This is a genomic window from Mesorhizobium sp. M1273 (assembly GCF_040318195.1).
GTDB lineage: Bacteria > Pseudomonadota > Alphaproteobacteria > Rhizobiales > Rhizobiaceae > Mesorhizobium.
Genome location: NZ_JAMYLV010000001.1, coordinates 132,525 through 144,402 on the forward strand (window position 1 = coordinate 132,525; position 11,878 = coordinate 144,402).

Annotated in this window: 13 protein-coding genes; 1 reads left to right on the forward strand and 12 read right to left on the reverse strand. The window is 60.6% G+C overall.

All coding sequences use genetic code 11. The features are described from left to right. Nucleotides 1-43: 43 nt before the first annotated feature. From NKH30_RS00600 to NKH30_RS00620, 5 genes are all read right to left on the reverse strand, one after another. Nucleotides 44-565: a carboxymuconolactone decarboxylase family protein gene (locus NKH30_RS00600; RefSeq protein ID WP_352449835.1), complete on the reverse strand. Its 522-nt coding sequence runs from the start codon at nucleotides 563-565 to the stop codon at nucleotides 44-46. A 266-nt stretch (nucleotides 566-831) separates the two neighbouring features. After that, nucleotides 832-1,479, reverse strand: a complete 648-nt coding sequence (locus tag NKH30_RS00605) for an HD domain-containing protein (RefSeq protein ID WP_352681194.1) — start codon at nucleotides 1,477-1,479, stop codon at nucleotides 832-834. Between the two features lie 51 nt (nucleotides 1,480-1,530). After that, nucleotides 1,531-1,932, reverse strand: coding sequence for a cupin domain-containing protein (locus tag NKH30_RS00610; protein ID WP_352470610.1), 402 nt, complete (start codon nucleotides 1,930-1,932; stop codon nucleotides 1,531-1,533). A 46-nt stretch (nucleotides 1,933-1,978) separates the two neighbouring features. Then, the gene (locus NKH30_RS00615; RefSeq protein ID WP_352470611.1) at nucleotides 1,979-2,737 is read right to left on the reverse strand and encodes an SDR family oxidoreductase; all 759 of its coding nucleotides are present in this window, start codon (nucleotides 2,735-2,737) and stop codon (nucleotides 1,979-1,981) included. Between the two features lie 66 nt (nucleotides 2,738-2,803). Next, nucleotides 2,804-3,595, reverse strand: coding sequence for an alpha/beta fold hydrolase (locus tag NKH30_RS00620; protein WP_352592496.1), 792 nt, complete (start codon nucleotides 3,593-3,595; stop codon nucleotides 2,804-2,806). Nucleotides 3,596-3,965: 370 nt separating this feature from the next. On the opposite strand from NKH30_RS00620, the gene NKH30_RS00625 reads away from it, so the two are divergent. Then, a complete protein-coding gene (locus NKH30_RS00625) occupies nucleotides 3,966-4,193 on the forward strand; it encodes a DUF680 domain-containing protein (protein ID WP_352993800.1) in 228 nt (75 codons plus the stop codon). A 266-nt stretch (nucleotides 4,194-4,459) separates the two neighbouring features. On the opposite strand, the gene NKH30_RS00630 is transcribed toward NKH30_RS00625, so the two are convergent. The 7 genes from NKH30_RS00630 to NKH30_RS00660 all read right to left on the reverse strand — a co-directional run bounded on the left by NKH30_RS00630 (nucleotide 4,460) and on the right by NKH30_RS00660 (nucleotide 11,663). Next, complete coding sequence (locus NKH30_RS00630) at nucleotides 4,460-5,209, reverse strand: glucose 1-dehydrogenase (RefSeq protein WP_352993803.1); 750 nt, start codon at nucleotides 5,207-5,209, stop codon at nucleotides 4,460-4,462. Between the two features lie 113 nt (nucleotides 5,210-5,322). Then, the gene (locus tag NKH30_RS00635; RefSeq protein WP_352993806.1) at nucleotides 5,323-5,568 is read right to left on the reverse strand and encodes a hypothetical protein; all 246 of its coding nucleotides are present in this window, start codon (nucleotides 5,566-5,568) and stop codon (nucleotides 5,323-5,325) included. Nucleotides 5,569-5,581: 13 nt separating this feature from the next. After that, complete coding sequence (locus NKH30_RS00640) at nucleotides 5,582-6,562, reverse strand: alpha/beta fold hydrolase (protein ID WP_502893737.1); 981 nt, start codon at nucleotides 6,560-6,562, stop codon at nucleotides 5,582-5,584. 560 nt (nucleotides 6,563-7,122) lie between these two features. Beyond that, complete coding sequence (locus NKH30_RS00645) at nucleotides 7,123-7,806, reverse strand: response regulator transcription factor (protein WP_031211078.1); 684 nt, start codon at nucleotides 7,804-7,806, stop codon at nucleotides 7,123-7,125. Next, entirely contained in the window at nucleotides 7,796-8,185 is a 390-nt protein-coding gene (locus NKH30_RS00650; protein WP_352470617.1) for a response regulator, read from the reverse strand. Before NKH30_RS00650 ends, NKH30_RS00645 begins: the two co-directional genes overlap by 11 nt. Nucleotides 8,186-8,187: 2 nt before the next feature. Next, complete coding sequence (locus tag NKH30_RS00655) at nucleotides 8,188-8,829, reverse strand: response regulator transcription factor (RefSeq protein ID WP_352470618.1); 642 nt, start codon at nucleotides 8,827-8,829, stop codon at nucleotides 8,188-8,190. Then, nucleotides 8,826-11,663 carry a sensor histidine kinase gene (locus NKH30_RS00660; protein WP_352994050.1) on the reverse strand — a complete coding sequence of 946 codons (2,838 nt, stop codon included), beginning with the start codon at nucleotides 11,661-11,663 and terminating at the stop codon, nucleotides 8,826-8,828. Before NKH30_RS00660 ends, NKH30_RS00655 begins: the two co-directional genes overlap by 4 nt. Nucleotides 11,664-11,878: the final 215 nt, after the last annotated feature.

Consider the following 11,878-nt stretch of genomic DNA (forward strand, 5'->3'; position numbering starts at 1 on the left):
AGAATGGCGCGCAAACAAGCGCCATTCTGACCCATTCCAAAGATTAGCTCAGTGCTGCTTTGCTCAGGCCAAACTTCGCATCGCCCGAGCCCGGGACGGGTTTGAAGCCGATATTCAGACGGTTCCAAGAGTTGACCGCCATGACAACGAAGGTCAGATCGGAGATTTCCTTCTCGGAAAGCTGCGACCTGACTCGATCGTAGATCTCGTCGGGGACACCCTGCTCGGGCAGCTTGGTCAAGACTTCCGTCCATGCCAAGGCTGCGCGCTCGCGAGGAACGAACAAGGTCGAATCCCGCCAGGCTGCCAGGTGGTAAAGGCGCAGTTCGCGCTCGCCATGGATCTTCGCCTGTTTGACGTGCATATCGAGGCAGAAGGTGCACCCGTTCAGCTGCGCGGCTCGGACTGCAACAAGGTCGCGGATTGGCTCTTCGATCGACCCCTCTCGCGTCGCACCAAGAAATTCAATAAATTTCTTTAGAAGTTCCGGCGACTGCTCCGCATAACTCGCGCGTTGGGCGACGGCTTTTCCTTTCGGAGCGACCGGTGGCGCTGCAATATTCATTACTTATCTCCTTGAGGTGTTTGCAATCCATTGCAGCGTAAGGATGACCGATGAGAGGAACTGTTGCTATCGTGCCGATGATATGTATTGCCACTCGATTGGGTTGGGGCGCCTAAACCGAAGTATAGGAGGTGGAAATTGGCACCTGACCGCTGCCCTCGGCAATTCGCTTTGCCGCATGCATCCGACAGACGCACAGCGTTTGGGTCACTTGAAGGGCAAGGCTGAACCGACCGGTGTCGATAGAACCTGGATCGAAACTGCGTTCACTCTTCAAAGGGAGCGTTCATCACAAGATCAACTGCCGAAGTCGCCTTGTAGCCTGAAACAAAGCGCTCGCCGAAGTCCCGGGCAAAGTTGTCGTAGGTGGTTTCGGGCCTGATCTCGGCGATATGGCAAAAGCATCGCGTCATCCGCCGCTTCATCCCGAGGCGCGGAAATTCGCCAACGATCTTTGCAATCTCGGCTGACGAAACGAGGCTGTATTGCAAGCCGACGACATCGAGGCAGATGCCGGCTGTGCACAGCGCCACCTCAGCCTCCTTGTAGAGGCCAATCGACGGCGTCGAGTTGAGGGCGACGCTGTCCCAGATCAATTGGGCGCGCCGCTCGTCGAAGCCGCCCTCCCGAACGAAGGCGCGGGCGAGATCGGCGCCTTCCACTTCGAAACGGCGCGGCCCGGCGAAGTCCTCATTGAGCGTGACGTCATGCAACAGGGTTGCAACCGCAACAACCTCCGCGTCGTGCTGGATATTCTGAATCTGTCCGATCCGGGCCGCGAAAAGCCAGGATCGGACCACGTGGTTGAACAGGTAGGGTTCACATCGAGCGCGGGCATGTTCGATCGCTCGGCCAACAAGCGGAGTATCGGGGACCAAAATCCCCGCAAGTGTGCGGATGGCGATCGAATTCATGTCACTGACCGTCCCTTCGCGTACGCCCCGATGGTCCTGGGGGCTACGATTTCATTTCGCGTTCGTCGTCAGTTCCGTCTCGCTGGTGTCGACGACGAAAATAGCAAGCAGACGAGCGCCTTCCGTCTTGCTGGCGTTTTCGCTGACGGCATGACGGTCGCCAGGGAATTCCGAGAAACTCTCGCCGGCGCGATAAGTCTTCACCGGCCCGTCATTGACCTGGCTTCGGATCGCCCCCTGCAGGACCGTGGCATAGATGAACGCGGATTTGGGATGGGTATGAGCCGGCGACGTACCCCCAGGCGCGTACTCGACGAGCACGGCTTTCATGCTCTTGCCGGGCACGTTTGGCAGAGCCTGGTCGTAGACAAGCTTCACGCTGGCGGCGTCATTGGCCATTGCTGCGGTGACGGAAGCGGCGGTGAGCGCGGCGCAGAGAAGTGTTTTGATCATGTCTGGTCTCCTTGTTGTGCGAATGGCGGGCCTATCCGATGATTACTTACTTCGGTGGTGTGTATCGGCTGAGCCAATCATCGAAACGCACGGCGCCGATGCGCGCGTTCTCGCCGGGCACCAGCGTTCGATCGTCGATTGCCACTTGGCCGTAGTAGAGCGCGCCGGGATCCGGGACGACTTTGCGCGGGTCCTTGGTGGCCTTCAGGAAGCGCTCGACAAGTTCGCTCATGCGAACACGCTCCGGGCCGGCAATTTCGATCATGCCGTTCAACGGCGCGGCAAGCGCGACGTCCGCCATCGCATCGGCAACATTATCAGCCGCCATGGGTTGGAAGTAGGCCGGCGACATATGAATGGTATCCCCGACGGCGCCCGTGTTTGCGATGGCGGCGGTGAATTCGAAGAATTGAGTGGCGTGAACGATGGTGTAGGGAATTCCGGACTCCCTGATCAGCTTTTCCTGAAGCAACTTGCCGCGGAAATAGCCCATGCCCTGCAGCCGGTCGGTACCGACGACCGACAGCGCCACGTGATGACGGACGCCGGCGGCCGTTTCGGCGGCAAAAAGATTACGCCCGGATGCCGAGAAGAACTCCAGGGCAGCCTTTTCCTCGAACGACGGCGAGTTCGCGAGGTCGATGACGACCTGCGCACCGGCAAGCGCGGCCGCCAGACCCTCTCCCGTAACGGTGTTGACGCCCGAATTCGGCGACGCCGCAAGTACGTCGTGGCCTTTGTTTCGCAGTCTCTCCACGGTCTTTGAACCGATCAGCCCGGTTCCGCCGATGACGACGATCTTCATGTCTGGTCTCCTGGTGTTGCGTGTCTATTTTCGTTGCTCGATCGGATGCTGGGCGTTTCCGGCCTGCTACTGACTGACCGATGCAGCAGCATCCTCGATGAGTGACGTGACCTCGTCGGGATGCGAAACCATGAGCGCGTGGGACGCACCCTCGATGACGACGGTCTTTACCGCGTGCGCACGCTTGGCCATGAAGCTCATGACGGCTGCCGGGATGTTGCGGTCATCCGAGCCGTAGATCATGTAGGACGGCAGCGTCTTCCATGAGGCGACGCCCGAGGCTTCAGCCAGAGCCGCCTGCGCAACAGGGCGTTGAGTGGCAGCCATCAGCAAAGTCTGCTCTTGCGGAACGTCGGCGGCGAACTGCGCGCGGAACTTGGCCGGCTCGATGAAGAGGTCTTGTCCGCCGTCCGGCAACGCGACTGGAGCAAGCGCGCTCCCCAAGGTGCTACCGGGAAACATGCTGGACAACGTAAGGCTCGATTCGCCCGTATCGGGCGCGAAACCCGCCACGTAGACCAACGCCTTCACATTGGGATTGCCATTGGCGGCCTCGGTGATGACGGGCCCGCCATAGGAATGCCCCACCAGCACGACCGGCCCGGAAACCGACCGGACGATGGCTGAGACTGCTTTCGCATCGCTGGCAACGCCGCGGAGCGGATTAGCTGCGGCTATCGCCACATAACCGTCTTTGCTGAGCTTGGTGATGACTGCATCCCAGCTCGACGATTCCGCGAAGGCGCCGTGCACCAGTACGATCGTCGGCTTGGGCTGAGAATTCGCGGCCTGCGCCATCCCGCCGCCCGACGCGGCAAGCGCTGCGGTGAGGGCCAGGACTCGAGTTATGTTTCGCATTTGCTTTCTCCCGTGTCGCCTGTGGTGACCAATGCTCAGGAGAATGCGCCGACGCGGCCCGCCAACCTATTGTGCGGAAGGGTCTGTCATACAATGCCAAGGTGCAGGGTAGGTCACCGGGGAGATCAGGTGCCCTGCAGCAAATTGAGGTATCTATGCCGGGTGTGCATTGTCGGCGGTCGCCGGAACAGACACTGAGGGCGCGCCGCAAAGCCTCCTCTCGTCAACGACATAGTCCCTGGCCTTCGGCCTGAATCGCCCAATGCCTTCGTATGGATCAAACAGCCGGACCGTCTGATCGTGTCGCTGCGTCACGACATTTATATTTGTATGGGTGAATACCATCCAAGCCATCAATGGAGTTACTGAAATGAAAATGACAGTCCTTGCTGTCGCCGTGCTTGTTATTCCAGCAGGAAGCGCCACTGCCGGAAGCGACCACTATGGATCAAACGGATCCCAGCAGCCTGCGACTGCGTCTTACAACATGTATACATCCTCGATCAAAAAAATGAACAATGATATCGGGGTGCCGAAAACCGTACGCAAGCCGACTGTTCCCAACGATGAATACGGCCAGGGCATCTGGGGTCACTGATCCCGACCTACAGAAAATTGAAGGACCGGGGCGAGACCTCGGTCCTTCCGCCGTATCGGCGAGCCGACTTCTCTCTTGCGCGTCGATCCCTGCAATGCGACTTGCTGCTTACGTGGCTCAATTTGCGCCACGTCGACAAAACGTCTCGCCTCCGACCTATTTGGCGCGACTCGTGCGGCAGCTTCCCGGAAAATCGTCTTGAGGATGACCGATTGCTCAGCCATTTATTCGGAAGTCTATTGGCGCGACGACATCGCAGTCGTGGCTCAGAGCACTGCCATCCCGCCGTCGACCCGCAGATTGATGCCCGTTACGAAACTGCTCGCGTCCGAGGCAAGGAACAGGGCGGCTTTTGCCAGCTCTTCCGGCTGCCCCATCCGGCCCAGGGGTATTGCCTCTGCCATCGCCTTTTCAAACAGCCCGCGCTGCTCAAACGGTATGCCTAGCTTATCGAGAATAGCCGTATCCACCGGACCTGGGCTGAGCACGTTGACCCGGATGCCGCGAGACTTCAGTTCGATCGCCCAAGCGCGCGCAAAGGCATTTATGGCCGCCTTCGAGCCCGCGTAAACAGCATGACCGTCCAGAACCTTCTCGCTGGCCAGCGAGCCTGTGAGGATGATTGCGCCGCCATTCCGCATGATCGGAATCAGCTTCTGGACGCCGAAGAAGACGCCTCGCGTATTGACGGCAAATTGCGCATCATATTCCGCCTCGGAGACGTCGGCCGAGTGCGTGATGGTGTTTATGCCGGCGTTCGCCATATAGATGTCGAGCGCCCCGAACCTCTGACGGATCTGTTGCGCTACCTCGTCATGGTGCGACACCTCGGCCACATTTCCCTGAATGCCCAGCGCGCCTGCCCCGATCTGTGCGACCGCTTCCTCGACCGCCTGCCGCCGGCGGCCGGTAATGACGACTTGCGCGCCCTCGGCCGCAAAGATTTTTGCAGCCGATAGTCCGATCCCGCTGTTCCCGCCGGTGACCACCGCGATCTTGCCCGAGAGTACGCCCATTTCGTTCCTGCCTTCGAAAAATAGCGCCGGTGCTGCTGCGATAGTCGCAACTGCTGGCCAAGAAAATTTCACGCCTAATTGAGACCGCCAAAATGAGCGGCAATCGCAAACGGCTAGCGATTGATAAACTCCCGGTGCTTAGCCAGTTTGACGTCTTGGAGAGCGCTTTGGCCATCAAGGCAGAACAAGCGCGCGGCGGCGACCCCCGACAGCGCGACGTAGTGTCGAACGCCGGCGATCGCCTCCGGGCTGCACAGGCGCAGTTGCCCGAGTGGCAGCCGTGGCGCAGCATATGTTTCGCGCCCGTGCCAGCGCTCCAGCTCGATGGCGCAGTGGTTCGGTTCCACAATCCGGGACATGAGCCGACAGAAGCTATCCTTTGATGAAGGCGAGCAGGTCAGCATTGACCTGATCTTGGTGCGTGGCCGTGATCCCGTGGGGCGCGCCGGGGTAATAGATATCCTTTGCGCCTTTGATCAATCGGGCCGACTTGACTGCCGAGTCCTTGACGGGGACGATCTGGTCGTCTTCGCCATGCAGGACGAGGGTTGGTACGTCGAATTTCTTGAGGTCCTCGGTAAAATCGGTCTCGGAGAACGCCTTGACGCTTTCGTACGCGTTCACGAGACCCGCCTGCATGCTCCAGAGCCAGAACTGATCCAGAGTCCCCTGGGAAACCTTGGCGCCTGGCCTGTTCGCGCCATAAAACAACGGTGCGAGGTCCCGGTAGTACTGCGACCGATCCTTGACGAGGCCAGCCCTTATGCCGTCGAATACCTCGATCGGCAGGCCTTCCGGATTGGCCGGCGTCTTCACCATGATCGGCGGAACAGCGGCGATAAGAACAGCCTTGGCCACCCGCTTCGTCCCGTGCCGTCCGATATAGCGAGCAACCTCGCCTCCTCCGGTCGAATGGCCGACCAGCGTGGCGTTCCGGAGATCCAGCGCCTCGATCACGGCTGCAAGATCGTCCGCATAGCCGTTCATGTCGTTGCCGGACGTGGCCTGGCTCGATCGGCCATGGCCGCGCCGGTCATGCGCAACGACGCGAAAGCCGTTATGGGCAAGAAAGAGCATCTGGCCGTCCCAGGCGTCGGAATTCAGCGGCCAGCCGTGCGAAAACGTGACGACAGGACCCTTGCCCCAATCCTTATAGTAGATTTCGGTGCCATCCTTGGTCGTGATGGTGCTCATCGTCTTGGTTCCTTTGATTGAGGGGGAAGAGGGAAGGTTTTGTTTTCGGCTCGTTGCCGAAGCAGCGCGGGGCAGTCCGGCGGCTGCCGTAGAGATCAGGCCTGCCAACATGACATCGCGGCGAGATCCGCCGACGGAGAAAAGTCCGTCTTTGTTCATCGTGTCCATCCATGTGCTTTGAACGTCCTGCTCACCATCACGACCGTCGAGTCGGCCTGAGCGGTCGCGTTCGGGGAGGAGCGAGCGAGGAGCGGTAGAAACGCGACGGTCGTGATGGCTTGCGAGGAACAGGATGCACCGATCCGGGCCGCGAACCTACTCTACGGAGGCATCTGTCATACGATGCCAAGGTGCAGGGCAGGCACGCCGAAGATAGGGCCGGGCTAAGGCAAGCTCTTATAGACACACGTCAATTAGGCTTGGGTAGCGGCGCGGGGACCGACGCGGCATGGCCGGCGTCAGTTGCTGTTGCATGAAATGTTGCGCGTTTTTCGGTCAGGCTGGCGCTGCCAAAGAGCGCCGCTCAGTAGTAACCGATGTTTGGCGCGGGCCTTGCCGCGAAACACCAAACAGGACCACCGATGTACATCAGGATCACCCGCAGCAGGACGAGCGTATCAACAGGCAGGAAGGCCTGGGCGCGCTGAGAAAGCACCTGAAATGGCCCGGCGCGCCGGGCGATCCTATTGGATGGGGCATGGATCGGCTTGTGCCAAATTCTAGACCTCGCGCATCGGCGCGGGCAGCGTTTCCCACGCCCGGATCAGCTCACCGATGGAAGCGGCTTCCATCTTGCGCATGACATTGCCGCGGTGAAGCTTGACCGTCACTTCACTGATGCCGAGGTCGAAGGCGATCTGCTTGTTGAGGCGCCCGCGCGCCACTTCACGCAGGACCTCGCGCTCGCGCGGCGTCAGCGTCTCGACGCGCTCGATGTTGCGCTTGACGATCACGGCATCCGCCCGCCGCTTGGCATCCACCGCAATGCCGGCGATCACAGCGTCAAGCAGCGTCTGATCCCGCACCGGTTTGGTGAGAAAGTCCACGGCGCCGGCCTTCATCGCCTGGACAGTCATCGGGATGTCGCCATGCCCGGTCAGGAAGATGATGGGTTTGGGGTTGCCGTTTTTCGCAAGATGGTGCTGCAGATCGAGACCGCTCGTCCCTGGCATGCGCACGTCGAGGATCAAGCAGCCGGGGCTCTCCAACACGTCGGCGTCAAGCAATTCACGGGTTGAGGTAAAGCACACCGGCAGGAAACCCGCCGACAGGATCAATTCAGACAGCGCCTCCCGAACAGAGGCATCATCATCGACAATAATGACCAGCGGCTGCTCGGCTTCAGCCCTTCGCTGCTGTGATGACGGCGTCGATCTCGGTAAGGGCAATTGGTCAACTCTCATGTTTAGCCTCCGTTTCTGGGTTGCGCAAAGCGTCGCCGATCGCCGCAAGCAGTGCCTGGCCATCGAACGGCTTGCGGAAAAGCCTGCCAATGCCCTTGGCGCGGTGCTGATCCACTATCTCGTGGCGGCCGGTGATCAGGAACACAGGCAGATCCGGACGCGCCTTCTTGACCAAGTCGCGAAGTTCAAAGCCGTCCATGCCGGGCATCCCGATGTCGGTGATAAGCATGTCCAATCCAGACAGGCCGCTGACCAGTAACGACCCTGCCGACGAGAAGCTGCGGGCCACATAGCCGGCGGACTCCAGAAGGTCCTCCAGCGACTCGAGCAGCCTTGGGTCATCGTCGACAATCGCCACGACAGGCCTCCGCTTGCTCACCCTCAGTTCCCCCCTGCCCGGCGCGAGTGCGTGATCGGTATTCCCAATCGCTCGGCGATGCGAACGAGGTCGGCGAGCGACGCCGCGACCATCTTCTGCATGACGTTCCTTCTATGAATTTCCAGCGTAACTTCGCTGATCCCCAGTTCAGCGGCCGCCTGCTTGTTGAGCAGACCGCTGACCACCAGCGGCAGCACCTCACGTTCGCGCGGCGTCAGCTCGAGATAACGTTGCTTCAACACGCCCAGCTCGGCGCGCTCCGATCGCTGTACCCGATCCTGGGCAATCGCCGCATGGATTGCGGCCATGAGGTCTGCATCGCTGAAGGGCTTAGTCAGGAAATCCACGGCGCCGTGCTTGATCGCACGCACCGAGGACGGGATATCGCCATGTCCCGTCAGGAAAACGATCGGTGGATGATCGCCCTCGGCAATCTGCCGCTGCAGATCGAGGCCGTTAATATCCGGCAACTCGATATCGAGGATGAGGCAGGCAGGGACGTCCGGCTTGTCAGCGCGGATATAATCGCCCGCCGATCCGAACGCTACGGCACACATGCCGTGTGCAGCCAGCAGCTCGCTGAGCGCCTCCCGAATGCGTTCATCGTCATCTACGATGAAGACAATTTGGCCGTCCGTCGTCATGACGCCGCTTTCGCTTCAATCGGCAACGTGAAGATAAACGTCGCTCCACGTGGTTCGTTCTTCTCGACCCATAAACGCCCGCTGTGCGACTCGATGATCGAACGGCAGATCGCTAGTCCCATGCCCATCCCTTGCTCTTTCGTGGTAAAGAACGGTTCGAATATCCGGTCGGGAAACTCGATGCCCCGGCCGCGATCTCTGACTTCGGTCTGGACAACATCCCCGATATGGCGCACGCGGATGCTGATAACTCCGTCATCCGCACCAGAGTCCATCGCCTCCATGCCGTTGCGGATGAGATTGACCAGAACCTGCTGGATTTGGACGCGATCGAACGCGACTAGCGGACTGTCGCTTCCGACATCAACGCTGGTGCGAACGCCCCGCCGCATCGCTTCCTCGGCCACGAGGTCGCGTGCCTCTGTGATGACACTGCTGAGCGTCGCATTGGTCCTCGTCTCGGTGGATTGCTTGAACAGCGCGCGGATGCGGCCGACGACGTCCGCCGCCGAATTGGCGTCCCGGATTATGCGCTCGGCCGTAATCTTCGCGCGTTCGACGTTCGGAGGGGCGGCGGACAGCCAACGGTGGCATGCATGGGAATTGGCGACGATCGCGGCCAGCGGCTGATTCACCTCGTGCGCGATCGAAGCGGAAAGCTCGGCGAGACTTGCAGCCTGAGTGGCTTGCGCGAGTTTGTCGGAGGCTTGTCGCAGCGCTTCCTGGGCGCGCACCTCTTCGTCGATGTCGAGGGAAACCCCGTACCATTGCACAACCGCCCCGTCTTCATCACGCCGCGGCTCCACCCTGCACTCCGCCCAGCGATAGCCATCTGTTTCGCGCCAGCGAAACCGCATCGCGGAACCGCCGCCTGTTTCGAAACAGCTCAGCAACGTGCGCAGCACCTCGGGAGCATCTTCGGGATGAACCAGTTCTTGCAGCAATTCCTCGATGCGCGGCTCTCCGAGTGTTTCGAAATTGGCGATGACGGCGCGGAAATGGTCCTGGTATCGCTTGTTGAAGTAGACCGGCCCGCCGGTCGGCACCGCGCTCCAAATGCGGACCGGCACAGCGTCGATCATCTGCTGAAGCTGCAATTCGCTCCGCCGCAGGGCCTCTTCGGCTTGCATCTGATCGTCTATGTCGTGACAGAGGCCGTACCACTGCGCGATCAGGCCAGCGTGATCGCGCATCGGCTCCGCCCGGCTCGACATCCAGTGATAGATGCCATCGGCGCGGCGCAAGCGATACCTCATGGAGAAGCGCTCACCGGTGGCGAGGCAGTGACTGAGCGTATCGCCGAATGCTGCTGCGTCGTCCGGATGGACGATGGCCGCTATCATCGCCGCCAGCCGGCTGATGCCCTGTTTGTCCAAATCCGTTACGTCAAGGCCGAGAAAGTCGACCATTCGCTTGTTGAAAAAGGTCGGCTCGCCGTCCGGCGTCAGGCGCCAAACGTGGCTCGGAACCATGTCGACAAGCTGTGAGAGCTCCCGCTCCCGGTCGCGCAATGCCTCCTGCGCGCGCACCTCATCGTCGATGTCGATGCTGGCCGTGTACCATTGCACGATCGTCCCACTCTGGTTCCGCAGCGGCTCGGCGCGGCCCTCCCTCCAGCGGTACACGCCGTCCGCGCGACGCAGGCGATACCTCATGGGATAGGGTTCGCCGGTGGCGAGCGAGCGGCTGAGCCATTCTCTCATCCTGGGTCCATCGTCGGGATGGACGGCTGCCGCGACCAAGGTCGCCAGGCGGCTCGTGCCCGGCTCGTCCCAGTCCGCGATGTCGTTGAGGCCGATATAGTCTGTCGTGCGCTTGCTGAAGAAGGTTGGTTCGCCGTTGGGCGCCATGCGGGCGATGTGAGCGGGGATCATTTCGACCAGCAACGAGAGTTCTCGCTCCCGCTCCCGCAAGGTCTCCACACTTTGGCGCAAAGTGAGCACCGCCGCCTGATGCTGCCTGGAAATGGCGGCCACGACGAGCGCCGAAAATGCAGAGATGGCCAGAAAAAGCTGCAGCATGATCTGGTTGTGCTTCTGGGACTCGGGATCGCCGGCAAATTGGCTGGCGCCGGATATCGTGAATACCGCCGTGATCAGAGCGAGGACGGTCAATGCTACGGCGGCGCCTCTGAACTCAAAACGCACCGCGGCCCAAAGAAGAGGCGGCATGATGATGTACGCGAAGGGCAGATAGCCGCTCAAGGAAAGGGCGGCGATACCAAGAAAGATCAGCCCCAGGACGCAAGCTTCCATCCATCGCGCTGCCGAGAGCTGCGCTTTGCCGCGCCAGTTCTGGAACACGACCAGCGCCAGTGGCGCTACGATCAGGACTCCCGTCGCGTCTCCGATCCACCACAGCGGCCAAGCCGTCACAAAGGTTTGCGATTGTATGCCAAACCAAGCAAGCGCCGCACTTCCCACCGTTGCGCTTGCAACTGGCGCAATTCCAGCGGCCAGTACGACGAATGCGAGAACGTCCCGCAACGTTTCCAGCCGAACTGGGCGCTTGCAGGTCTGGTTCACAAGCCATGCGCCGGATACCGCTTCAAGAGCGTTGCCGGCAAAGATCAGGAAGGCTGCGGGCAGCGGAGTGTGGAACCACAAGAAGTTGCTGAACAGTTCTGCCACACAGGCCCCCAGCACCCACCACGGCCAGCTATACCTGGAGGCGAAGACAAGAGTAGCGATGAAAAGCCCGCTCGGAGGCCAAATGGAAATCCCTGTTCCAGGTATGATTGCGAGCGACTGGGCGAAGCCGCAGCCCAGGACATAGGCCGTAATAAAAAGCCCCAGATGCAGGAATTGGGGACGGTGCGACCAGACGCGCGACAACCTGCCTCTTCCAAGATCGCTGATCATGTTGCCGCGAATCAGGCCCGGTTCATTCGTCGCGAAAGGTCGGCCACTTCCCGGTCCGGATCGGTTCAAGTCATGCGCTAACGCGAGCGTTGCGCTGGAATCGGTCTCGCCAAGTGAGTTGGGCGCTATCGTCATCGGGTGCCCCTAACGGACAAACAAACTCTGGAGATTGTCGGCGCTTCGTGTAG

What these genes read in the sequence shown, in the direction of transcription:
- NKH30_RS00600 (WP_352449835.1), bottom strand. Translation starts at nt 565, where the DNA reads ATGAATATTGCAGCGCCACCGGTCGCTCCGAAAGGAAAAGCCGTCGCC.
- NKH30_RS00605 (WP_352681194.1), bottom strand. Translation starts at nt 1,479, where the DNA reads ATGAATTCGATCGCCATCCGCACACTTGCGGGGATTTTGGTCCCCGAT.
- NKH30_RS00610 (WP_352470610.1), bottom strand. Translation starts at nt 1,932, where the DNA reads ATGATCAAAACACTTCTCTGCGCCGCGCTCACCGCCGCTTCCGTCACC.
- NKH30_RS00615 (WP_352470611.1), bottom strand. Translation starts at nt 2,737, where the DNA reads ATGAAGATCGTCGTCATCGGCGGAACCGGGCTGATCGGTTCAAAGACC.
- NKH30_RS00620 (WP_352592496.1), bottom strand. Translation starts at nt 3,595, where the DNA reads ATGCGAAACATAACTCGAGTCCTGGCCCTCACCGCAGCGCTTGCCGCG.
- NKH30_RS00625 (WP_352993800.1), top strand. Translation starts at nt 3,966, where the DNA reads ATGAAAATGACAGTCCTTGCTGTCGCCGTGCTTGTTATTCCAGCAGGA.
- NKH30_RS00630 (WP_352993803.1), bottom strand. Translation starts at nt 5,209, where the DNA reads ATGGGCGTACTCTCGGGCAAGATCGCGGTGGTCACCGGCGGGAACAGC.
- NKH30_RS00635 (WP_352993806.1), bottom strand. Translation starts at nt 5,568, where the DNA reads ATGTCCCGGATTGTGGAACCGAACCACTGCGCCATCGAGCTGGAGCGC.
- NKH30_RS00640 (WP_502893737.1), bottom strand. Translation starts at nt 6,562, where the DNA reads ATGAACAAAGACGGACTTTTCTCCGTCGGCGGATCTCGCCGCGATGTC.
- NKH30_RS00645 (WP_031211078.1), bottom strand. Translation starts at nt 7,806, where the DNA reads ATGAGAGTTGACCAATTGCCCTTACCGAGATCGACGCCGTCATCACAG.
- NKH30_RS00655 (WP_352470618.1), bottom strand. Translation starts at nt 8,829, where the DNA reads ATGACGACGGACGGCCAAATTGTCTTCATCGTAGATGACGATGAACGC.